The following is a 22,922-nucleotide window of genomic DNA, read 5'->3' as shown; positions in this document are numbered from 1 at the left end:
GAGACAAATCCATGAGCCCCCGAATCCGCCCCGCCCTGCGGGCCACGCTTGCCGCACTCGCACTCCCGCTTGCCCTTTCCACGCTCACCGCCTTGACCGGTTTGGCCGGCGTTGCGCACGCGCAGCCGGCCGCCTGGCCCACCAAGCCCGTCAAGTACGTCGTGCCCTTCTCCCCCGGCGGCGTGTCCGACGGCGTGGCGCGCCTGGTGGCCCAGCACCTGGGCGAGCGGCTGGGCCAGCCGGTGATCATCGACAACCGCCCAGGCGTGTCGGGCATCGTCGGCACGCAGGCCGTGGCGCGCGCGCCGGCCGACGGCTACACCGTCATCGGCGGCACCATCACCACGCACGCCGTCAACCCCTTCTTCAACAAGAACCTGGGCTACGACCCTGTGAAGGACTTCGTGCCCGTCAACCTCGTGGGCATGGTGAGCAACGTGCTCGTGGTGCCCGAAGGCAGCCGCTTCAACTCGGTGGCGCAGGTCATCGCCGAGCTGAAGGCCAAGCCCGACAGCCTCACCTACGGCACCGCGGGGCCCGGCACCTCGCAGCACCTGTCGGGCCAGCTTTTCGAGAACATCACGCACACGCGCATGCGCCAGATCGTCTACAAGGGCGGCTCGCAGGCCATCGTCGACCTGGTGGGCGGGCAGATCGACATGGTGTTCGAGACCGTGGCCGCCGCGCGGCCCATGATCGACGGCAAGCGCGTGAAGGTGCTGGGCGTGACTGCGGCCAGGCGGCTCGCCAGCCTGCCGGGCGTGCCCACGCTGGCCGAGGCCGGCGCGCCCAACTTCGAGATGCAGTCGTGGCAGGGCGTGTTCGTGCCCGCGGGCACGCCCAAGCCGGTGGTCGACCGGCTGGCGCGCGAGATTGCCGCCATCGTCGCCATGCCCGACGTGCAGGAGAAATTGCGCGGCCTGGGCGTGGAGCCCGACGGCCGCACGTCGGAGGCCTTCACCGCGTTCCAGCAATCGGAAATCGCGAAATGGGGCAAGGTCATCAAGGACGCAGGCATCCAGGCCGAATGAGAGAGACAGCATGAAACACGACACACCTATCGCGCCCTTTACATCCATTACAACGGCCTCGCGCCTTCGCCGCTCCGCATTGCGCGCCGCCGCCGCGTTCGCCCTGGCCGGCGGCATCGGCATCGGCAACCTCGCATCCGCGCAAGCGCCCGCCGGCCCGGGCGGCTACCCCGCCACGGGCCGCGTCACCATCGTCGTGCCCTTCGCGCCCGGCGGCGCCACCGACATCGTCGCGCGCCTGGTGGCCGAAGAGCTCGGCAAGCGCTGGGGCACGGCCGTGGTGGTCGACAACCGCGCCGGCGCGGGCGGCGGCATCGGCACCGAGTACGTCGCGCGCGCCAAGCCCGACGGCTACACGCTGCTGCTGGGCACGCAGACGGCACTGTCGGTCAACCCCACGCTGCTGAAGAAGGTGAGCTACAACGTCGACAAGGACTTCGCCCCCGTGACCGAGCTCGCGAGCACGCCGCTGGTGCTGCTGGCGGGCAACAAGTCGGGCGCGACCGACGTGAAGTCGCTCATCGCGGTGGTCAAGGCCAAGCCCGACGCGGTGTCCTACGGCTCCAGCGGCAACGGCACCTCGCAGCACCTCACGGCGCTGATGTTCCTGAACCGCATCGGCGGCAAGGCGGTGCATGTGCCCTACAAGGGCAGCAGCCAGTCGCTGGTCGACCTGGCGGGCAACCAGATCGACATGCAGTTCGACAACATGACCACCGCGCTGGCCTTCGCCAAGAACAACCAGGCCAAGGCGCTGGCCGTGACCAGCGCCGCGCGTTCGCCGCTGGCACCCGAGCTGCCCACGCTGGCCGAATCGGGCGTGCCCGGCTTCGAGGCCGCGACCTGGCTCGGCCTGCTGGCGCCGGCCGCGACGCCCGCGCCGGTGGTCACCTGGCTGAACGGCGAAGTGGTGGCCGTGCTGCGCTCGCCCGCGGTGGTCGAGCGGCTGGCCGCGCAGGGCTTCACGCCCAAGCCGATGACGCCGCAGGCCTTTCGCAAGTTCATCCAGGACGAGACGCTGAAGTTCGCCGAGCTCATCAAGACCAACCACGTGACGCTCGAATGAGCACCGCGCCGCACCCGGTGATGAGCGAGGCGCTGGCCCGCAAGCTGCGCTCGGTCGACACGCCCACCATTTGCAACGCGCTCGAGCTCGCGATGGGCGGACGCAGCGCGCAGGGCTTCACCCGTGGCACGCTGGTGGCCGCGCCGCAGCCGATGGCGCCGATGCTGGGCTTTGCGCGCACCGCGTGCATTCGCGCCGCGCAGCCTTCCACGCGGCCCGCGGCCGACATGCGCCAGCTGCGCCTGGACTACTACCGCCACGTGGCGCCGGTGAACGGCGTGCCCACCCTCGTCGTGATGCAGGACCTGGACGAGCACCCCGGCGTCGGCTCGTTCTGGGGCGAGGTCAACTCGGCCGTGCACGAAGGGCTGGGCGTGGCCGGCGTGCTGACCAACGGCTCGGTGCGCGACCTGGGCGACCTGTCGCCGCGCTTTTCCATTCTTGCGGGCAGCATCGGCCCCTCGCATGCCTTCGTGCACGTGGAGCGCATCGGCGAGCCGGTGGAGGTGTTCGGCCTGCGCGTGGCGCACGACGACCTGATTCATGCCGACCGGCACGGCGCGGTGCTCATCGCGCCGCAGTACCTGCAGGCGCTGCCCGAGTGCATCGACCGCGTGCAGCGCAAGGAAGCACCGCTGCTGGCCGCCGCGCGCGGCCCCGGCTTCAACCTGGCGAAGATAGAGGCCGCCATGCGCGAGGCCGACGACATCCATTGAAGGACACACAGACACCATGGACCATCCTGTTCATCCTCATCACCCGCTCGACACCCGCCTGCCCGCGCTGCTGAAAAGCGGCCAGCGCCTGCGCGGCCTGTTCAATTCGCTGCCCAGCCCGGCCATCGTCGAGATGTGCGGCTACGCGGGTTTCGACTTCGTCATCCTCGACAACGAGCACGGCAGCGCCAACCTCGAAACCACCGAGCACATGCTGCGCGCCGCGCGCGCGAGCGGCATCGTGCCCGTGGTGCGTTGCCTGCGCCACGACATCTCGCGCGTGCTCGACATGGGCGCCAGCGGCGTGCAGATACCCATGGTCGGCAGCGCCGAGGAAGCGCGCGACCTGGTGCAGCAGGTGCGCTACCCGCGCGTGGGCCGGCGCGGCAGCGCGTTCAGCCCCCGCGCCGCCGGCTACGGCGCGTTCCCCGGCGTGGCGCACACCGAGCGCAGCAACGCGGGCGTGGCGCTGATCGTGATGATCGAGACGCCCGAAGCGGTCGAGCAGGCCGCCGAGATCGCGTCGGTGCCCGGCGTGGACGCGGTGTTCGTCGGGCCCAACGACCTGTCGCACGCCATGGGCTTCGACAACAACTGGAAGGCGCCCGAGGTGGAGGCCGCGATCCAGCGCGCGCTGTGCGCCATTCGCGACGCGGGCAACTGCGGCGGCGTGATCGCGCTCACGCCGCAGGACGAAGACAAGTACGGCCAGTGGGGCGCGCGGTACTTCGCAAGCACCACCACAGGCCTCATCACGCAGGCCTTCCAGCAGGCCTCCGGTGCGGGCGGGCGGCGGCCGGCCGCGGGCACGCTGGGGTACTGATTTTTCCTGTGTTGCAAGGCATGCACGGCGGTGCAGGCATGCCCCTGCGCGCTCGATGAACGGGAAGGGTTAGCCCTGTTTGCATGCCTGTGTAAGGTTTCGACATTGGGTCCGCCGCGGGGCGCTGGGCATTGGGCCCCGTGCTCCGCGCCCGACGATACCTTCACCACGGAAAGACTTCGATGCGACTCCAACGATCCCTGCTGCCGCTGCTCATGGCGATGGGCGCGCAATGCGCACTGGCCCAAGGCATGCCTACGCCCACGCCCACGCTCAACGCTTCACCCGCACCAGCCGCTGCAAGCGCGGCCGCCCCCGCCCTGCCCTACAAGCTGCACACGGTGACCACGCCCGATGGCGTCAAACTGCATGTGCAGGAATGGGGCAACCCTGCCGGCCCCGAGATCGTGTTCATCCACGGCTTCATGCAGAGCTACCTCTCGTGGCGCAAGCAGTTCGACAGCGACCTGGCGAAGACCTTTCGCATCGTCACCTACGACATGCGCGGTCACGGGTTCTCAGACAAGCCGCAGGGCACCGAGTACTACACCGACAGCAAGCGCTGGGCCGACGAACTCAAGGCCGTCATCGAGCAGACCGGCATGAAGCGCCCCGTGCTGGTCGGCTGGAGCTACGCGGGCCGCGTGCTCGGCGACTACCTCATGACCTACGGCGACAGCAGCATCGCGGGCATCGACTTTGTCGATGCGTCCACCAACGGCCCGCTGAACGCGAAGGCGCCAGCCGGCGCGATCGCTCCCGGGCTGGTGTCGCCGGACGAGGCGGTGAGCATCGAGGCCACGCGCGCTTTCCTGCGCGCCTGCTTCTCCACGCAGCCGACGGCGGCGGAGTTCGAGACCATGCTCGGCTTCAACACCATGGCGCCGGGCTACGTGCGGCGCGCCATGTCGGGCCGGCCCGCGCCCTACGAGGCCGCGCTCAAGGCGGTGAAGGTGCCGGTGCTCGTCACGCACGGCGTCGAGGACAAGGCCGTGCTGCTCGACGTGGGGCGGTACACGGCGGCTACCGTGCCAGGGGCGAGGCTGTCGCAGTACCCGGGCGTGGGGCATGCGCCGTTCTGGGAAGACGCGGCGCGGTTCAATCGGGAGCTGGGGGCGTTTGTGCTGGCGGCGCAGGCGCACTGAAGGCGCTGAAGGCACTGAAGGCACTGAACGTGCTGCAGGCAGTCGCTGCGATGGCGGCCTGCAATGGTTGAGTAGCGCCCCTCAGGAGACCACGAGCCTGACCCCGTCGGGCAGATGAATCTCATCGTAGTTGTGCCCCGCCCCCCCGCGGTCCACCACCACGAAGTTCGCCACGCGGTGCGTCACCACCAGGGGGTGATGCCATACGCCTCGCGCGTAGTTCACGCCTTGCCGCCCGTCGGTGACGAAGGCCCGCACGTCTTCCACGCGCACCGCGTCGCCCGCGGGCGCCACCACCACCAGGAAGCTGCTGCCGTCCATCGGCACGAACGCCTGGCTGCCCAGCGGGTGCCGCTCCAGCATGGCCACGCGCAGCGGCAACGCGTACGGCTGCGTCTCGAAGATGTTCACCAGCGCGCGGCCGCCTTCGGGCCCGAGGTCCACGTGCGCCAGGTCGTGGTGGCGCGCCGTCATGCCGGCGTTGATGGACAGGGGCGGCCGCTGCCCGCTCTCGATGACATCGCCGAACGCCGCGAAGGCCTCGCGCGTCAACGGCTGCGCGACAAGCTCTAGCGCCTGCGCCTCGGTGGGCAGGAAATGGGGACGGGCAAGCGTCAACGATAGCTCCTGTTCTTCTCTGGATCAACTGGTATGACCAGTATGCCTTTCAGACTGAAATCCGGTCAATGCAAGGGGCTCAGGGAAATCCACTATCCGTGAATGAAAATTCCCGCGCTATCGTCGTCCGGCGCCGCAAGTCCTACTGGTCATACCAGTAGCCACCATCCACAGGACACGCATGTCAACCACCACACTCCATCCGGCGCAGCAGTCGGCCTCCTCTTTTGCCGCGGCCGAGAACGCGCTCTACAAGAAAGTGGCCTGGCGGCTCATGCCGTTCCTGATGCTGTGCTACGTCGCGGCCTACCTCGACCGCGTGAACGTGGGCTTCGCCAAGCTGCAGATGCTCAACGACCTGCAGTTCAGCGAGGCGATGTACGGGCTTGGCGCGGGCCTGTTCTTCATCGGCTACTTCTTCTTCGAGGTGCCCAGCAACCTGCTGATGCACCGCATCGGCGCCAAGGCCACCATCTCGCGCATCATGATCACGTGGAGCCTGATTTCCGCCGCGATGATGTTCGTGACGACGCCCACGCAGTTCTACGTGCTGCGCTTCCTGCTCGGCGCGGCCGAGGCCGGTTTCTACCCCGGCATGATCCTGTACCTCACCTACTGGTTTCCCTCGCACCGCCGCGCGAAGATGGTGGCGGTGTTCATGTGCGCCATTCCGGTGTCGGGCGTGCTGGGCGGGCCGCTGTCGGGCTTCATCATGGAAGCGATGCAGGGCATGGGCGGCCTGCGCGGCTGGCAGTGGCTGTTCCTGATCGAGGCATTGCCCTCGCTGGTGATCGGCCTGCTCGTGATCGTGTACCTCGACAACAGCATCCAGGCCGCGCGCTGGCTCACGCACGAGGAAAAGACGCTGCTCGCGCGCAACATCGCCGCCGAGAACGCCACCAAGACCGACAACGCGCCCATGTCGCTGCGCGCGCTGTTCGCCGACCGGCGCATCGTGAAGATGGCCGTGATCTGCTTCTGCACGGTGATGGGCCAGTACGGCCTGACCTTCTGGCTTCCCACGCTGGTGCGGCAGTCGGGTGTGTCGGGCGCGCTGAACATCGGCCTGCTCACGGCCGTGCCGTTCGCGGTGGCCATCTGCTCGATGCTGCTGGTCAGCCGCAGCTCCGACCGCATGCGCGAGCGCCGCTGGCACCTGATCGTGCCGTTCTGCTGCGGTGCGCTCGGCCTCATGCTCAGCGCCATCTTCAGCAACAACGTGTACCTGTCGCTCGCCGCGCTGGCGCTGGCCGCCGGCGGCAGCCTGGCCACGTCGCCGCTGTTCTGGAGCCTGCCGACGGCCATTCTGTCGAGCGCCGGCGCGGCCGCAGGCATTGCGCTGATCAACTCCTTCGCCAACCTGGCGGGCTTCGTGAGCCCGTACATGATCGGGCTGATCAAGGACGCGACGAAGAGCACCGACATCGCGCTTTTCGTGCTGGCCGGCGTGCTGCTGTTCGGCGCCTTCCTCACCTACACGGTGCCGGCGAAGCTGGTCAACAAATAGGCGGCGAGCGAGCGAGCAACCCTGCAGGCAGGGCGAGGCCCGCGGTGCGGCCAAGTAAGATTTCGGTCCCCACGCGAACACGCCCTCCGCAGACACCGCCCATGCCCACCACCCCCGCCGTTGCCACCACCGCAGCCCGCCTGATCCAGCAGCGGATTGCCGACGGCACCTACGCGGCCGGCGGTTTGCTGCCTTCGCAGCGTGAGTTGGCGGAAGAACTCGGCATTAGCCGCACGTCGCTGCGCGAGGCGCTGTCGACCCTGCAGGGCACGGGGCTGGTGAGCGCGCATCCGGGCAAGGGCATGTACGTGGCCGAAACGCCTCGGCCTCTGCCAGCACCGGTTCCCGCGCAGGCCCCTTCGGCGCCCGACTGGCGGTTCGCCGGCTCGCACTCGCTGACCGACGTGTACCAGCTGCGCTTTGCGCTGGAGAATTTCGCGGCGCGGCTGGCCTGCCTGGTCGTCGAGGCCGAAGACCTGGCCGCACTGCGGGCCAATGCACAGGCCCTGCGGGCCTGCATCGACGCCTCCGACTTCGCGCAGGCCACGCAGCTCGACTTCGAGTTCCACATGCAGATCATCGGCATCGCCGGCAACCAGGCCATTGCCGACGTGCTGCGCAACAGCGCCGACGTGATGCAGGAAAGCCAGCGCCTGCCGTTCTACAAGCGCGGCGCGCGCCATGCGACGTATGAGGAGCACATGGCCATCATCGATGCGCTGGCCCAGGGCGACGCCACGCTGGCGCAGCAGGCCATGGCGCAGCACATCGTGCAGGCCGCGCAGCGCGCGGGCGTGCATTTTCCGACCGGGTTCAACGGGCCGTCCGCGGCGGCCTGAGCCTCGCGGGGCACCACATGCCCCCATGTCGCCGCATCCCTTGAATTGAGGATTGCGACCTACCCTCAATTGCATACATTGCTCTTCACGCCCCGGCGCCGCCCTGTTCGGCAAGAAAAGCCGAGGCCCATGGAGGAATGAAATGCCGCTCTTCTGCCTCATGAGGCTTCAGCACGCCCGTTTCCCGCTGCGCCTGGAAGAGCCGGAAGAGGTCAGGCGAATCTCCGTGCTGGCTGCCACCGGGCTGGTCGATGCGGAGTTCGGCGCCCACCCCACGCTGCGGGGCTCCTATGTGGCGCCGCGGATCGTGGTCGTGAAAGGCATCACCACCGATGGCCTGCAGGAACTCGCGCGCTTCGTCACGAGCGCGGCCGGGGTCGCGGCGCCGTGCATGGCCCTGCCGCTGCCGATAGTCAAGACGGTGAGGTTAGTACCCGTTAGCAACGATCTTTTCCTGATGTAACCGCGTCAGCAGAGTAATACCTCCGTCCTATCAAACACCCTAGGATGGCGGCAAGAACATTGGAGAGAGATGTGCCACGAGTGACTTCAGCCCCCTCCCGTGGCGCGATGCGCCCGCCTGTGCCCATCGGTCGCGTACACGACGAGCGGGCCACACGATGAGTGCCGCCGACGCGCCACCCGTCGCCCCCGCGCGCCATGTGCTCGACCTTCCATTGGACCGCCCACGCCGCGCCGGGCAAGGCACCGACATGCGGCGCACCGCGCGCACGCTCGACCCTGCGCTGCTCGCGGCGATGCGCACGGCCAGCGAACACGCAGGCTTCGACCTGTTCGACGGCCTGCTGGCCGCCTTCGTGGCCACGCTGTACCGGCTGAGCGGGCAGGACGACATCGCGGTCGGCATTCCGAAGAAGGAAGCGCAGACCGATGAATGGCTGACGCTGCATGTCGCCCCGCAGGCCGCACAGCGCTTCGATGCGCTCATGAGCGAATGCCACGCGGGCGTGCAGGCTCGAAGCCCGCAACAGCGGATGCTGACCAGCGTGTGCTTCGCGTTCGACCGGAGCGCCGCCGAGAGCGATGAGCCCTTCGATCTCTCGCTGGTCCTGCGGCCACATCAAGACGAGAACGGTGCCCTGCACGCCGAAGCCCGCTACAACGCCGACCTGTTCGACGAAGCCAGCGTGCAGCGCTGGCTAGAGATGTTCGCGTGCGTCGTGCGTTCGGCCGCGGCCAACCCCGCGGAACTTGTCGGCCGCCTCGACGTGCTGTCGCCCGAAGCGGCGCGCGAACTGGCCGCGCTGCAGCCGCCGCCCACCGCCCTGGTGGGCGAACCTTTCGCGCACGCCGGCTTCATCGCCTATGCCGCCCGGCACCCCGCGCATATCGCCGTGCGCAACGGCGAACGCGTCTGCAGCTACGGCGAGCTCGATGCGCTTTCCAACCGCCTGGCCCATGCCCTGCGCGCACGCGGCGTGGGCCGCGGCCAGCGCGTGGGGCTGTGCCTGGAGCGAAGCGCCGACATGTTTGTCGCGCTGCTGGCGGTGCTGAAGTCGGGCGCGGCCTATGTGCCGCTGGACCCGAGCTTTCCGCAAGCGCGGCTCGACTACTACGCGCAGGACGCCGGCTTCAGCCTGCTGCTGACCGCCTCGGGCGTTGCGTCGGCCCCGCGCACGTGGTGCGAGGGCGCCGCCGCCCGCGTGTTCGAGATCGACCGCGACACCGCCTGGCACCAAGCCCCCGCCGACGCGTTGCCACCGGGCGGCCAGGACGCCCGGCCCGACGACGCCGCTTATGTCATCTACACCTCGGGCTCCACCGGCAAGCCCAAGGGCGTGTGCGTGCCGCACCGCGCCGTGGCCAACCTGCTGCAGTCGATGCAGCGCGAGCCCGGCATCGGCCCGCGGGACCGCATCGCGGCGGTGACCACGCTGTCGTTCGACATGGCCGTGCCCGAGGTGCTGCTGCCACTGGCCGCGGGCGCGCAGATCGTGCTGGTGCAGCGCGAGACCGCCATGGACGGCCAGCGCCTGCGCGCGCTGCTGGAGGCGCAACGCATCACCATCCTGCAGGCCACGCCCGGCATGTGGCAGCTGCTGCTCGAGGCGCAGTGGCAAGGCCGCAAGGAGAGCGACGCGGGCCCTGGCCTGCGTGGCTGGATCGGCGCCGAGCCGGTGCGCGCGCACCTGGCGCTGGCGCTGCTCGATCGCTGCACCGCGCTGTGGAACCTCTACGGCCCGACCGAGACCACCGTGTGGTCGACCGCCTGGCACATGCAGCGCGACGCGGTGGCCGCGCGCGGCGTGGCCATCGGCAAGCCCATCGACAACACCGGCGTGTGGATCCTCGACGCGCAACTGCAGCCCTGCCCCGTCGGCGTGGCGGGCGAGATCTGCATCGGCGGCGACGGCATGACGCTGGGCTACCTCGAGCGCGCCGGGCTCACGGCCGAGCGCTTCGTGAACGTGCGCATCCTGGGCACCGACACGCCGGTGTACCGCACCGGCGACCGGGGCCGGTGGCGCAACGACGGCCTGCTGGAGCACCTGGGGCGGCTCGACTTCCAGGTGAAGGTGCGCGGCTACCGCATCGAGCCCGGCGAGATCGAGGCGCGCTGCAACGAACATGCGGGCGTGTCGCGCAGCGTGGTCGTGGCGCGCGAAGACCACCCGGGCGACGTGCGCCTGGTGGCCTACCTGGCGCTCGTGCCCGGCACGGCGCTAGACCGCCGCGCGCTCACGCAGCACCTGCGCGAGCGCCTGCCGAGCTACATGCTGCCGCAGCACGTGGTCACGCTCGCGGCGCTGCCGACGCTGCCCAACGGCAAGATCGACCGGGGCGCGCTGCCTGCGCCGCATTCGGTGCAGGCAGCACAGGTCGAGCAGCCACCGATGCCCGCGGCCGCTCGGCCCCCGCTCGTTGTCCGGCCCGACCGGCGGACCGCGCCGCTCACACCCGCGCAGGCGCGCATCCACCACGAGGAAACGCTGCACCCCGGCCGCGCCTTCCACAACATGCCCTTTGCACAGCGGCTGCAAGGCGCGCTCGACGTCGCGCGTTTCGAGGAAGTACTGCGCGCCATCGTGCGTCGCCAACCCGCGCTGCGCACCTGCATCGGCGCCGATCCGCAGGGGCAAGCGATGCAGTCGATGGCGCCGCACGTCGACTTCGCGCTGCCCACCATCGACCTGCGCGGCCTGCCGGCCGACCAGCGCGAGGCCGAGCTGGCGGACCGCATGCAGGAACTGGCCGACCGCCCCATCGACATCCGCACCGCGCCGATGGCGCATGCCGCGCTGTTCCAGCTCGACGAGGAAGACCATGCCTTCGTGTTCGTGCCGCACCGGCTGGTGTGGGACGACGGATCGTTCGAGCTGCTGCAGCGCGAACTCGCTGCGCTGTATGTGCAGTCTTCGCTGTCGAGCGAGGCTCTGCCCGCGCTCGCCAGCACCCACGGCGACCACGCCGAGTGGCTGGCCGACTGGATGCAGGCGCCCGACTTCGATGCACAACTCGGCTTCTGGCGCCAACGCGCCGCGCCCGCGTCCCTGCCGCTGCCGCGTACCGACATGCCGCGCCCCACGGGCCGCAGCGGCCAGGGCGGCGTGCAACCCATCGACATTGACCCCGCCGCCACGCGGCGCCTGCACGACACGGCGCACGGCCTAGGCACGACGCTCGACGTGCTGGCCCTCGCCCTCTACGCGCTGACCCTGGGCCAGGTGACCGGCCGCGAAACCGTCGCCATCGCCGCGCCGGTGCGTGGACGCCAGCAGCCCGAGGCGCACCACGTGATGGGCCCGTTCGACACGGTGGTGCCGGTGCGTCTCGCGCTCGACATGCAAGCGTCGTTGCCGCAGTTCGTGCAGCGCGTGCAGCAAGAGCTGCTGGCGCTGGCCGACCACCAGCACGCGCCGTTCGAGCAGTTCGTGGCGCCTTGCCCTTGGAGCTTTTCTTTCATCGATGCACGCGAGCATCCGGCGCAGCTCGCGGACCTGCACACGCGGCGCATACCGCTGGCGCAGCGCGGCGCCACGGAAGACATCGCGCTGCGGCTGGTCGAAGGCGCGCGTGGGCTCGAAGGCGCGCTGGCCTGCAACAGCGGCATCTACCTGCGCGAGACCGGCGCCCGGCTGCGCGAGCGCTACCTCGAGCTGCTGCACCGCGCGGCCTACCGGCCCGAAGCCACGCTCGCGTACATCGCGAGCACCGAGGGCTCTGCCAGCGCGGCGTGGCTGCAGAAGCTCTCCGCCGCCGACGCGAGCGCAAGGCGCGAGGCCACGGCTGTCGCCGAAACCGTGTCCCCCACGCTACCTGTGACGGCCCACCTCGCCAACGCCGAGCAGGCCCGACTGGCAGAGGTGTGGGCGGGCGTGATTCGCATCGAGGTGAGGGACATTCGCGCGAACGACAACTTCTTCGAGCTCGGCGGCGATTCGCTGCTGGCGCAGCGCGCGGTGCAGCAGACCGAGAAGCTGCTCGGCTACCGCGTGGAACCGCAGCGCTACCTGTACGAGACGCTCGGGCAGATCGCGGCGTCGGCAACAGGTGCGGCTGCGGACGGCGAGTTGCGGGGCGCCAGCCAAGACATGACAGACGAGCAGGAGATGCCTGATATTGCGATGGCGACCGGCGCGCGCAGCCCCGGCTTGCTCGGGCGTGCATTCGGCGGTTGGCGGCGCAAGGGCTGAAGCAGCGCCTCGGCTTCTTTCGATTTGTCCGGCGCGCGGGCTACTCGGTGTCCGGCGCCTGCAGGCTCGCCGAAATCTGGTACTCCACCCAGCCCCAGTAGTGGTCGAGCGTGGTGCCGTCCCGCACCGCCTTTTCCCAGTTGGCGAGCGCGAAGGCCGGGTGCTCGGTGGCGGGCGCGTACTTGTCGCGCAGGCCCGCGGCGCCCAGGTCGATTTCTTCGGCGAAGGCGTCCATCGACAACGATGCCTCGGCCGCGGTCGCGCCACCCGTGCCGAATGCACCGCCCGTGCCGCTGTCGGGCCCGCCCGCCGCGTTCCTTCCGGCCAGTACCACGCAGTCGCGGCCGCGCGCCTTCGCCTTCAGCAGCGCCATGTCGGCCTCCTTCAGCGACGCGCTGGTGTCGCGCGTGGTCGTCAGCGGCGCGATGCCGATGGACACGGTCAGCGGCATCGCCTGCGAACCCGTCACGAAGGGGTGGTCCGAAAACGCCTGACGCACGGCCTCGACGCAGGCGTGCGCCTCCACCAGCGGCATCGCCTCGAAGACCAGCCCGAATTCCTCGCCGCCCAGCCGTGCGATGGGCACCTGGCCCGGCACCAGCGCGCGAAGCCGCCTGGCGACCTCCACCAGCGCCACGTCGCCCGTGTCGTGGCCGAAGCGGTCGTTGATCGACTTGAAGAAGTCCAGGTCGATGATGGCCACCGACGCCTGCGAGCCGCTGTCGACCACCGCCTGCGCGGACTGCATGGCCGTGTTGAAGCGGCGGCGGTTGGGCAGGCCGGTGAGCGCGTCGGTTTCCGACAGGTCGATGAGCTTGCGGTTCAGCAGCGACAGCTCGCGGTGCGCGGCGCGCAGGGCGTCCTCGCGCTGGATGAGCTCGGTCACGTCGGTCCAGACGCCGGCGGTGCCGCCCGCGTCCCACGCCTGCTCCTGCACGCGGTAGAAGCGCCCGGTGCGCGCACGCATGGTGAGCGGTGCCTGCACCGGGCCGCGCGCGGTGCTCAGGCACAGCTGCTCGTAGACCTCGTCGCCGCCGAAGATGTCCTCGAACTTCTTCCAGTAGCCGCCCTGCTGCGCGCCGCGCCGCTCGATGGCCGGCACCCGCTGGATCAGGCCCATGAAGTGCTCGGAGAAAAACCTCGAATTCACGTAGCGCAGCACGCCCGCCGTGTCGTGCACGATGAGGCCCACGTTGGCCACGGCCATCAGGCCCTGCAGCAGGCTGCCCTCGGCGCCGGGCGCCTTCTGCGCCGACACGTCGGACCAGATCTTGAAGCGCGCGCCATCGGGCTGCGGGAACATGCGCAGCTCCAGCCAGCGGCCGTCGGGGCGCTGGTACTGGAACGGGCCTTCTTCGTGCGCGTGGCGGTGGATGGCGTTGCGCGCGGCATCGGCGCGCTCCTGCGCGGAGGCCTGCGGATGCTGCAGCGCCAGGAAGGGCTCCAGCGTCTCCAGGAAGGGCGTGCCCACCCGGAGAAAAGGCGCCACTTCGGGAAAAAAGGCGAGGTAGCGCTCGTTCCAGAACGTGATCCGGTCCGACGCGTCGTAGCCGCACACGGCGGACGCGCCGTGCGCCATCAACGCCTGCGCCAGGAACTCTGAGCCGGAAACCATCTGAATCGTCAACCCCTGGCTGTTTGGAGCCGTACGCCGCGCACGTCCCTTCCTGACCAGATTGTTTCACGAATCAACAATTACGCACCTGATTTCCGATCAGGGCATGCCCACCCCACCCCTTGCGTTGAAACGGGGCGCGCGGCTCAGTGCGCACCGGCGACCGGGACATTGGCCTACTCGAATGTCGGCGCTTCGCCGTACGGATGGCCGCGCGTGTCGCGAGAGCCTTGCGTTTCAGGTTTCAGATCCGTCATCCATAAAAGAAAGGCCAGCCACCATGACCGCTGCAAATACCGCCATGCCCGCATCGATCGCCGACGACACGCTGACCCCGCTGGACATCTCGCAGGCCGTGCTCGAAGGTGAAGAGAACCCGAACGTGGCCCGACCGCTCACGCCGAAGGAACAGGCTGCGCGCGGCGCTGCCGCCGCAGGCCACGCCGCGCTCGGAAGGGGCGCCCGCCTGAAGCGCGCCCTGCGCAGCCCCGCGGTCGCTTGGGGTGGCGCGGCCGCCACGGGCATTGCGCTGGCGCTGTTTTACGCGCGGCGTACGAGCCGCATCTGACGAGCCGCAGCTGATCAGTGCGCGGCGGGGTCGTGCGCGGCATCGCCGTGCAGGCCCATGCCGCCGCCGGCCATACCAGCGCCGGCACCGCCCCCACCACCTCCTCCTCCGCCGCCACCCTTCGCACCGCCGCCGCCTTCGCGCGCGGCCGTTCCCTTCGACCGCACCGGCCCCTGCTTGGGAATGCCCAGCTCCGCCGGAATCGGGTCGAGGTCGAGCACATCGCGAATGAACAGGCGCAGCGACACCACCAGTTCCGCCGTCTCCACAGGCCGCCCTTCGACCATGTCGTTGGCGGCGCGCGCGGCCAGGCGCACCTGTTCTTCAGTGCCCAGCAAGATCACGTCCGACAGCGCGGCCTCGACCGCATCGCGAATGCGCCGCCGACGGTCCGACGCGGCAAGCGCCGCCGCCTCGGCGCCTTCGCGCAGGCGCAGTTCGCGCAGATGGCTGGGGTCCACCGACAGGTCGCCGGTGAACGAGCCGCCCAGCACCTTGTAGGCGGCGATGAGCGTCTTCAGCCGCTCGTTGATCTGCCGGTTGGCGCGCTCGCGACGCTGCTGCACGCTGTGCATCACCAGCAGGCGAATGCCGACCGCGACAAGGGAGACGACGACAAGGCCGAGCAGCGTGGTCAGCAGGCCTTGCCAGGAGCTGAAGTCGAGGGAGTTGCGCATGGTGCCGAACGATCATAGGCGCACATGTGTGCGCACATGCGCAGCACGGCGCCCCTCGCACGCAAGCCGCGCCGCGGTCCTACACCAGGGCGGGAGCCGCCGCCGCGACCGCGACCGGCCCGCTGCCCGGTTCGGCCAGCGCCTTGGCGAACAGCTCGTTGCGGTGGTGCAGGCCCATGCGCTCGAACGCGCGGTTGCGGTAGGTCTTTACCGTGCCGGCGGAAATGCCCAGGTCGGCCGCGATGCCGTCGTAGGTCCAGCCGCGCAGCAGCCGCTGGCACACCTCGCGCTCGCGGCGCGGCAGCTCGGCCAGTGCCGCGGGTTCGGGGTTGACGGGGCTGACGGGGTTGAGCGCAACCACGTCGCCACCTTGCCCTTGCAGGTCGCCGAACGGCTGCTGCGCCATGAGCCGCAGGTGCAGCTTCACGGTCGCCAGCAGCGGCGCCGCCACGCTGCAGAGCAGGTCGACCTCGTCGTCGCGGAACGACGACTGCGCCATGCCCCGGTACAGGTTCACCGCCAGCACCGCGCCACGGGCATCGCCTTCCACCAGCGACACGCGCTCGCGCAGGCCGTGGCGAATGTAGATGGCCTTGCGGTGCTCCAGCGGAATCTCGCGCGCGTGCCAGCGCGTGACCACGGCATTGCCGCCCTGCACCACCTCGCGCGCTTCGAGAAAGGTGCGGTCGCGGCTGTAGAGGCCCTGTCGGTACACGCGCCACGAATCGCGGGTGCCGTCGGCCATGCCGAAGGCACCGCCGCCGTAGCTCTCGGGCGGCGCATCGGGGAACAGCTTGTAGATCGACATCCAGCACATCGGCAGCATCCGGTTGAGCTCGCCCAGCGCCTTGGCGCTGAAGTCGGGCTGGCCGGTGCAGCCGATGACGCCGGCCAGCGCCAGGCTGGCGCGCTCCGACGCGCCCGCCGGGTCGTGCCGCGGCGATTGCTGCGTGAGGGGAATCAGGTCCATGTGCGCAAGCTAGCGGCAACGGGGCGATCTTCCAACCGGGTTGACCCTGTTCCGGCCGCTGCGCAGGCTCAATCTCCCTTGAAGCCCGTGGCCGCCACCACCTTCTGCCAGCGCACCGTCTCGGCCGCGATCATGCTGCGCGCGTCGGCGGCGCTGCTGCCGGCGATGCTGAACCCCGCTTCTTCGAGCCGGCGGCGCACCTCGGGCGCCTGCACCGCCGCCACCGCCTGCGCGTTGAGCTTGTCGAGCACCGCCTGCGGCGTGCCGGCGGGCGCGAACAGCACGAACCACGCCGAGAAGTCGGCCTTGGGAAAGCCCGACTCGGTGAAGGTGGGCACCGCCGGCAGCAGCGGCGAACGCTGGGGCGCGGTGGTGGCCAGCGCGCGCATCTTCTCGCCCTTGACCTGCGCCATGGCCAGCGCGGTCGACACGAAGGCCGCCTGCACGTCGCCCGCGATGATGGCCGTGACCGCATCGCCGGTCGCGCGAAAGTGCACCGGCTCCACCTTGAAGCCGCCCTGCTCCGCGAACATCTCGGCGCCGAAGTGGCCCGGCGTGCCCGCGCCGAAGGTGCCGAAGTTGACCTTGTCCTTCTCGGCCCTGGCCATCTTCACGAAGTCGGCCACCGTCTTCGCGGGCGAGCTGTTGGGCACCACCAGGATGAAGTCGGTGCGCACCACCTCCGACACCGGCACCAGCTCGCGCGCCGGGTCGTACTGCAGCTTGGAGAACGCCGCGGGCGCGATGCTGATGGCGCTCACGTCGGCGATGAGCAGCGTGTAGCCGTCGGCCGGGCTCTTGGCGACGAACTGCGCGGCAATCTGCCCGCCCGCGCCCGCGCGGTTCTCGATGACCATCGGCTGGCCGATGGTCTCGCCCAGCCGCTGCCCGAGCACGCGCGTGAGCACGTCGGGCCCGGTGCCGGGCGCGAAGCCCACGGCCAGGCGCACCGGCCGCGTCGGGTAGGCCTGGGCGGACGAGGCCGGCTGCGAAAAGGAAAGCTGCGGCCAGCCCAGCGCCAGCGATGCGGCGGCGCCCGCCGCGCCTGCAGCGAGGCAGCCCCTGCGGGTCAACTTCATGTCGGCAGGCATGTTGGCAAGCGTGTTCTTGGGCGTGTTCATCGGTTTGTCTCCGTTGGTTCTTGAAATCGAATGGCTCTGAAGTTCTAGCGAGCAACGCCGCTCAGCGGCCCTGGTAGTCGGGGCTGCGCTTTTCCATGAAGGCGCGCGGCCCTTCGCGCGCGTCGGCGCTGGCGAACACCGCCTTCTTCGCGCGGTCTTCGAGCCGGTAGCCAACGTCCAGCGGCACGCCGTTGGCCTCCATCACCGTCTGCTTCACGGCCTGCACGGCGAGCGGGCCGTTGGCGGCAACCTGCAGCGCCACCTCGCGCGCCTTCGCCATCAGCTGGTCGGCGGGCACCACGTGGTTGACCAACCCGCACAGCAACGCGGCCTGCGCGTCCATCGGCCGGCCGGTGAGCATGAACTCCATCGCGCGCGCATGGCCGATCTGCCGCGGCAGCCGCACCATGGAGCCCGCGAAGGGAATCAGCGCGCGCTGCACCTCGGGCAGCCCGAAGCTCGCGTGCGCGGCGGCAATGCGGATGTCGGTGCCCAGCATCGTCTCGAAGCCCGCGGCCATGCAGGCGCCGTTGATGGCCGCGACCACCGGCTTGTGCAGCGCGAAGTCGCGCAGCGACGAGGCAGCGAGCACCATCGGGTCGGCGAGCATGCGGTGCTCGAAGGCGTCGGCCGGCGCGCGGTCGCCGGTCATCAGCGGCAGCGTGGTCGCCAGGTCGCCGCCCGCGCAGAAGGCCAGCTCGCCCGCGCCGGTGAGGATGGCCACGCGCAGGTTCGCGTCCGCGCGAAAGTCGACGAAGGCATCGGCCAGCAGGCACAGCATGCGCGGCGTGAGCGCGTTGCGCGCCTGCGGTCGGTCGAGCGTGATGGTGGCGACGTGGCCGTTCTTCTCGTAGCGGATGTCGTCGTTCATGCGCCGGCTCCTTGCGCCGTGCCGACGCGGCAGTTCAGCGCGAACACGCCGAGCAGCTTGCGCACCTGCGCGGCGGTGTCGAGGCCGTCGAGGGCAGCGGAGCGATGGCAAGCGAATTCCTCCTCGGCCAGCGTGCAGTGCACCACCAGCCCTTTTCCCTCTGCGCGTACATCGACCTGCACCCTGTCCGCCAGCCCGTTCTGCGCGAGGCGGTCCTGCACCACCCAGCGGATCGCCATGGCGCGCAGCGTGGGCTTGTAGAGCTTGCCGATGGCGGTGACCGGCAGCGCGTCGAGCACGAAGATCGCCTTCGGGTACGCGGGCCGTTCCGGAATGCGCGCCTGCGCGAACGCGGCGAGTTCATCGCTGCCGACCGTGCGGCCCGGGCGCAGCGACACGTACGCCACCGGCACCTCGCCCGCATATTCGTCGGGCGCGCCCACCGCCGCGGCCAGCAGCACGTCGGGGTGCGCCATGAGCGCGTCTTCGATGACCACGGGGTCGATGTTGTGGCTGCTGCGGATGATCAGGTCCTTCGAGCGCCCGGTGACGAACACCCGCCCCTGCGCGTCGATGCGGCCCACGTCGCCCGTTACCAGCCAGCCGCCATCGACGAGCACGCCGGTGTTGGTGTCGGCGTCGGTGTAGCCGGGGCCGACGTTCGGGCCCTGGATCTGCAGGATGCCTTCCGGGCTTTCATCACCCCCCGCCAGCGCCACGCCCGTTTCATCCGCCACGCGCACCCGCGTGAACGGCAGCGGCCAGCCGACCGAGCCCGCCACGCGCGGCGCACCCGCGGGCTCGATGGCGATCACGCCGCCGCACTCCGTCATGCCCAGGATGTTGCGCACCGCGATGCCCAGGCGCTGCTCGAAGGCGTCGGCCAGGTCCGAAGGCAGCGGCGAGCCGCCGGTGAGCAGGCAGCGCACGCGCGACAGGTCTTCGCCCTTCAGCGGCACGCCCAGCAGCGTGGACATCACGGTCGGCACCGCCGCCAGCAGCGTGACGCGGTGCAGCGCCACGAACCGCCAGTACGCCTGCATGAAGGCCGTGTTGCGCAGGCCCAGCAGCGTCGGCAGCACCACCTCGCCGCCCGCGAGCAGGGTCGACAGGCCGTAGACGAAGGAGCCCGCCACATGGAACAGCGGAAAGCCGTTGAGCACCGCGTCGTTCTCCGTGGTGCCGTACATGCATGCCGCGCCCCACGCCGCATGCAGCTGGTTGCCGTGCGTGTGCTGCGCGAGCTTGGGACGCCCGGTGGTGCCGCCGGTGTGGAACAGCGCGGCGATGCGGTGGGCATCGGGCGCGCGCGACCGCTGCAGCGGCGCGTCGGACTGGGCGGCGAGCAGCGCGTCGAAGTGCAGCGCGTCTTCCGTGCCCTGCCCGATTTGCGTGTGTTGCTCGCAGCCCACCGCGATCACGTGCGCCAGCGATTTGCAGCGACCGCGCAGCCCGCGCACGCGGGACCAGATGTCCAGCTCGGGGTGGGGGCCCAGCGCCACCAGCACATTGACCTGCGCCGCATCGATCAGCTCGGCGATGTGCGCCTCGCCCAGCAGGTAGTTGATGGGGCAGGCCACGCCCGCCGCCTCGGCGCCCCACAGCGTGAAGTAGGCCTCGGGGATGGCGGGCAGCAGGAAGGCCACGCGCGGCTGCGCGTCGCCGCACAGCGCGGTGAACGCACGCGCCGCGCGCCGCACCTGCGCCACCATCTGCGCATGCGTCCAGCGCGCGGGCGGCACCGACGGGTCGGCGCTGCGAATGAAGGTGATGGCGGGCCGGCCGGCGTGCCGCAGCGCGGCGTCTTCCAGTGCATCGAGCACGTCCGCGTGCGGCATGAACTGCGCGTACGGGGCCGCCTCGATGCGCCGGATGTCTTCCAGGCTGCGAATGCCCGCATTGGCGTCGACCGCGAGATCGACATCGACGGCCGTGCCGGCTGCTTGTGCTGCTGCTCTCAAACGCGCGCTCCCAGGTCAGGGGTGTCAGGGGGGCCCGTTGCCGGGCAAGTGTCTGACGGGAGCGTAAGCAGCGAGCGCCGCGGCGTCTGTCTGCCGCGATGGGGACAGGCTTACCCTGAGACGCTGGCGCCCACCTTGTAGCGCGCGGCAGGCGCCGCGTTCGACAGCCGGGTCGACATCGCGCGGCGCGCCGCCTCGAAGGCGTTCCATTCGTCCTGGCTGGGCAGCGCCGGAATGGTCACCTGCTCGCCCTGGTCGAGCCCGGCGAGCGATGCGTCGACCATGTCCTCGGCCGTCATCACCCACTCGCCCGGCAGGTTGTGCACCGGCAGGCCGGCAATGTCCCAGAACTCGGTGGCGGTGGCGCCCGGCAACACCGCCTGCACCCGCACGCCCTTGCCCGCCAGCTCGTGCTGCAGCGACTGGCTCAGCGCCAGCACGAAGGCCTTGCTGCCGCCGTACACGCCGTTGAGCGTTTCCGGCGAGATCGCCACGATGGACGCAATGTTCACCAGCGTGCCCGCGCCGCGCGCCACGAAGCCCGGCACGGCGGCGTAGGTGAGCCGCGTGAGCACGCTCACGTTGAGCGAGATCATGGCTTCCATCTTGTCGATGTCCGATGCCAGCAGCGGCGCAGTGGCGCCCACGCCGGCGTTGTTCACCAGCATCGTGATGTCGCCGCGGGAGCGCAGCACGGCCTCCACGCGCGCGATGTCGGCCTTGTCGGTGAGGTCGGCCGGCAGCACCTCGACCTTGCGCCCGGTCTCGCCGCCCAGGCGGTCCGCCAGCGCGGCCAGGCGTTCGCGGTTGCGCGCCACCAGGATCAGGTCGAAACCGCGGCGTGCCAGCCGGTCGGCGTACACGGCGCCGATGCCGGAGGATGCGCCGGTGATGAGGGCGGTGCCCTGTGTCTTTGCGCTTATGTTTGCAGTCATGGAACTTCCTTTGAATGCCACGTCGTTGTGTGGCGGTAGGGGAAGTTTGCTGCGCGCAGGCCATGGCGTAAATGTCATATAAGCCACTTTTCAGGACATCCGGCGTGAACGGGCGACCTCGGGCTTTCAGGCGGTCGCGAGCGCGCCCGCCTGCTGCCGCGCCGTGCGCCGCACGCTCTGCGGCGGCTGGCCCATCGTGCGCAGGAAGGCACGGCGCATGCGCTCGGGGTCGCCGAAGCCTGTTTCTTGCGCCACCACGCCCAGCGCCAGGTTGCCCTCGTCGATCAGCGCGCGCGCCGCTTCCACGCGCAGGTTTTCCACCGCCTGCGCGGGCGACTGCCCCGTGTCGGCCTTGAAGGCGCGGCTGAACTGGCGCGGGCTCAGGTGCGCGACCTCGGCCAGCTCTTCGACCGACAGCGCATCGCGCAGGTTGGCGCGCGCGTGCAGCAGGGCCTGCTGGATGCGGTTGGAGCGCGGCTCCAGCTCCAGCAGCGTGGAGTACTGCGACTGCCCGCCCGCGCGCCGGTGGTACACGACCAGCTTGCGCGCCACGTAGCGCGCCGTCTCCACGCCCATGTCTTCTTCCACCAGCGCCAGCACCAGGTCGATGCCCGCCGTCATGCCGGCCGAGGTCCACACCGGCCCGTCGTTGATGAAGATGCGGTCGGGCTGCACCTTGACGGCCGGGTGGCGCTGCTGCAGCTCCTGCGCAAAGGCCCAGTGCGTGGTCGCGCGGCGCCCGTCGAGCAGCCCCGCGTCGGCCAGCCCGAAGGCGCCGGTGCAGATGCTGGCCACGCGGCGCGCGTTGCGCAGGCTGGCGCGCAGGTAGCGGCGCATCTTCTCGGAGGTGGGCAGGAGCGTGAGCGCGCCGGTCATCAGCAGCGTGTCGAACCGGGCCGTGCCGAAGCGCCGGGTGTCGGCGCTCACGCCCGAAGAGCTGCGCACCAGGCCACCTTCTTCCGACAGCAGCTCGACCTTGTAGACCGGCTTGCCGGCGTGGATGTTGGCAAGCTCGAAGGCGGCGATGACCGCCAGCTCGAGCACCTGGAAACCGGGAAAGACGATCAAGCCGATGCGCTTCATGGCGATGTCCTGAAAAGAGGGTTAGTGGTCATTCGGGACGACAGCCTAAACCTTCTCGCCCGACCGGGGCTGCCGCGGGGCCATGCGCCGCGGCTTGCGCACAATGGCCGCATGCCCGACCTCCGCGAATTGACCCGCCAGTTTCCCCGCCCCGGCCGCCTCGACGCCATTCTTCTGCGGCCCGCGCGCCGAGCACCCGTGCAGTCCGTCGAGGAGGCGGTGGTGCTCGAAGGCCGCGGCCTGCAGGGCGACCGCAGCAGCAAGGCCGCGAAGCCGGGCGGCAAGCGACAGGTCACGCTGGTGCAGGCCGAGCACCTGCCGGTGATCGCCTCGCTCTGCGCGCTGGACGCCGTGGCCGCCGAGGTGCTGCGCCGCAACTTCGTGGTGTCGGGGCTGAACCTGCTCGCCGCCCGCGCGCTGTTTCGCGACCAGCCGCTGGTGCTGGGCATCGGAGCAGAAGTGCTGCTGGAAATCAGCGGGCCGTGCGAGCCGTGCTCGCGCATGGAAGAAGCGCTCGGGCCCGGTGGCTACAACGCGCTGCGCGGGCACGGCGGGGTGACGGCGCGGGTGCTGCGCGGCGGGGTGGTGCGGGTGGGGGATGTGGTGAGTTGCGGGGTGGGGCATGTGGGGATTCAACCGGCAAAAGAACCGGCAAAAGAACCGGAAATTCAACCGGCAACTTGAGCGGCATTGGAATTTTGCAAGTTATTGATATATAACG

The 22,922-nt window shown here is 70.1% G+C and carries 20 protein-coding genes; 11 read left to right on the top strand and 9 right to left on the bottom strand.

Going from position 1 to position 22,922, the window contains the following annotated elements; all coding sequences use genetic code 11:
- Positions 1-11: 11 nt before the first annotated feature.
- The 5 genes from QTI51_RS16135 to QTI51_RS16115 all read left to right on the top strand — a co-directional run bounded on the left by QTI51_RS16135 (position 12) and on the right by QTI51_RS16115 (position 4,781).
- Positions 12-1,031: a Bug family tripartite tricarboxylate transporter substrate binding protein gene (locus tag QTI51_RS16135; protein ID WP_286515088.1), complete on the top strand. Its 1,020-nt coding sequence runs from the start codon at positions 12-14 to the stop codon at positions 1,029-1,031.
- A 10-nt stretch (positions 1,032-1,041) separates the two neighbouring features.
- Complete coding sequence (locus QTI51_RS16130) at positions 1,042-2,097, top strand: Bug family tripartite tricarboxylate transporter substrate binding protein (protein WP_286515087.1); 1,056 nt, start codon at positions 1,042-1,044, stop codon at positions 2,095-2,097.
- On the top strand, positions 2,094-2,813 hold the full coding sequence (locus tag QTI51_RS16125; protein WP_286515086.1) for an RraA family protein: 720 nt from the start codon (positions 2,094-2,096) through the stop codon (positions 2,811-2,813). Before QTI51_RS16130 ends, QTI51_RS16125 begins: the two co-directional genes overlap by 4 nt.
- A 16-nt stretch (positions 2,814-2,829) precedes the next feature.
- Positions 2,830-3,636 carry an HpcH/HpaI aldolase family protein gene (locus tag QTI51_RS16120; RefSeq protein WP_286515085.1) on the top strand — a complete coding sequence of 269 codons (807 nt, stop codon included), beginning with the start codon at positions 2,830-2,832 and terminating at the stop codon, positions 3,634-3,636.
- Positions 3,637-3,818: 182 nt separating this feature from the next.
- The gene (locus tag QTI51_RS16115; protein ID WP_286515084.1) at positions 3,819-4,781 is read left to right on the top strand and encodes an alpha/beta fold hydrolase; all 963 of its coding nucleotides are present in this window, start codon (positions 3,819-3,821) and stop codon (positions 4,779-4,781) included.
- Positions 4,782-4,862: 81 nt separating this feature from the next.
- On the opposite strand, the gene QTI51_RS16110 is transcribed toward QTI51_RS16115, so the two are convergent.
- Entirely contained in the window at positions 4,863-5,399 is a 537-nt protein-coding gene (locus tag QTI51_RS16110) for an ureidoglycolate lyase (RefSeq protein ID WP_286515083.1), read from the bottom strand.
- 181 nt (positions 5,400-5,580) lie between these two features.
- On the opposite strand from QTI51_RS16110, the gene QTI51_RS16105 reads away from it, so the two are divergent.
- The 4 genes from QTI51_RS16105 to QTI51_RS16090 all read left to right on the top strand — a co-directional run bounded on the left by QTI51_RS16105 (position 5,581) and on the right by QTI51_RS16090 (position 12,400).
- Positions 5,581-6,906, top strand: coding sequence for an MFS transporter (locus QTI51_RS16105; RefSeq protein WP_286515081.1), 1,326 nt, complete (start codon positions 5,581-5,583; stop codon positions 6,904-6,906).
- 101 nt (positions 6,907-7,007) lie between these two features.
- Positions 7,008-7,745 (top strand): FadR/GntR family transcriptional regulator, encoded by a 738-nt coding sequence (locus tag QTI51_RS16100; RefSeq protein ID WP_286515079.1) that lies wholly within the window; start codon positions 7,008-7,010, stop codon positions 7,743-7,745.
- Positions 7,746-7,887: 142 nt separating this feature from the next.
- Entirely contained in the window at positions 7,888-8,208 is a 321-nt protein-coding gene (locus QTI51_RS16095; RefSeq protein WP_286515076.1) for a hypothetical protein, read from the top strand.
- 157 nt (positions 8,209-8,365) lie between these two features.
- A complete protein-coding gene (locus tag QTI51_RS16090) occupies positions 8,366-12,400 on the top strand; it encodes a non-ribosomal peptide synthetase (protein WP_286515074.1) in 4,035 nt (1,344 codons plus the stop codon).
- A 40-nt stretch (positions 12,401-12,440) separates the two neighbouring features.
- On the opposite strand, the gene QTI51_RS16085 is transcribed toward QTI51_RS16090, so the two are convergent.
- Complete coding sequence (locus tag QTI51_RS16085) at positions 12,441-14,015, bottom strand: sensor domain-containing diguanylate cyclase (protein WP_286515073.1); 1,575 nt, start codon at positions 14,013-14,015, stop codon at positions 12,441-12,443.
- A gap of 280 nt (positions 14,016-14,295) precedes the next feature.
- On the opposite strand from QTI51_RS16085, the gene QTI51_RS16080 reads away from it, so the two are divergent.
- Complete coding sequence (locus QTI51_RS16080) at positions 14,296-14,583, top strand: hypothetical protein (RefSeq protein ID WP_286515072.1); 288 nt, start codon at positions 14,296-14,298, stop codon at positions 14,581-14,583.
- Positions 14,584-14,597: 14 nt separating this feature from the next.
- Here QTI51_RS16080 and QTI51_RS16075 read toward each other — a convergent pair whose 3' ends face one another.
- The 7 genes from QTI51_RS16075 to QTI51_RS16045 all read right to left on the bottom strand — a co-directional run bounded on the left by QTI51_RS16075 (position 14,598) and on the right by QTI51_RS16045 (position 22,201).
- Positions 14,598-15,260 carry a hypothetical protein gene (locus QTI51_RS16075; RefSeq protein ID WP_286515070.1) on the bottom strand — a complete coding sequence of 221 codons (663 nt, stop codon included), beginning with the start codon at positions 15,258-15,260 and terminating at the stop codon, positions 14,598-14,600.
- Positions 15,261-15,339: 79 nt separating this feature from the next.
- Positions 15,340-16,230 (bottom strand): helix-turn-helix transcriptional regulator, encoded by an 891-nt coding sequence (locus QTI51_RS16070; protein ID WP_286515068.1) that lies wholly within the window; start codon positions 16,228-16,230, stop codon positions 15,340-15,342.
- 68 nt (positions 16,231-16,298) lie between these two features.
- Positions 16,299-17,351: a Bug family tripartite tricarboxylate transporter substrate binding protein gene (locus tag QTI51_RS16065; protein WP_286515067.1), complete on the bottom strand. Its 1,053-nt coding sequence runs from the start codon at positions 17,349-17,351 to the stop codon at positions 16,299-16,301.
- Between the two features lie 61 nt (positions 17,352-17,412).
- A complete protein-coding gene (locus QTI51_RS16060; protein ID WP_286515066.1) occupies positions 17,413-18,222 on the bottom strand; it encodes an enoyl-CoA hydratase-related protein in 810 nt (269 codons plus the stop codon).
- A complete protein-coding gene (locus QTI51_RS16055) occupies positions 18,219-20,183 on the bottom strand; it encodes an AMP-binding protein (RefSeq protein ID WP_286515065.1) in 1,965 nt (654 codons plus the stop codon). Before QTI51_RS16055 ends, QTI51_RS16060 begins: the two co-directional genes overlap by 4 nt.
- Before the next feature lie 110 nt (positions 20,184-20,293).
- Entirely contained in the window at positions 20,294-21,118 is an 825-nt protein-coding gene (locus QTI51_RS16050; protein WP_286515064.1) for an SDR family NAD(P)-dependent oxidoreductase, read from the bottom strand.
- 126 nt (positions 21,119-21,244) lie between these two features.
- A complete protein-coding gene (locus QTI51_RS16045; protein ID WP_286515063.1) occupies positions 21,245-22,201 on the bottom strand; it encodes a GlxA family transcriptional regulator in 957 nt (318 codons plus the stop codon).
- A gap of 111 nt (positions 22,202-22,312) precedes the next feature.
- On the opposite strand from QTI51_RS16045, the gene QTI51_RS16040 reads away from it, so the two are divergent.
- Positions 22,313-22,885, top strand: coding sequence for an MOSC domain-containing protein (locus tag QTI51_RS16040; RefSeq protein WP_286515062.1), 573 nt, complete (start codon positions 22,313-22,315; stop codon positions 22,883-22,885).
- Positions 22,886-22,922 lie beyond the last annotated feature (37 nt).

The sequence above is a fragment of the Variovorax sp. J22G73 genome (genome assembly GCF_030317035.1).
GTDB lineage: Bacteria > Pseudomonadota > Gammaproteobacteria > Burkholderiales > Burkholderiaceae_C > Variovorax.
This window is presented reverse-complemented; position numbering and strand designations above follow the sequence as displayed.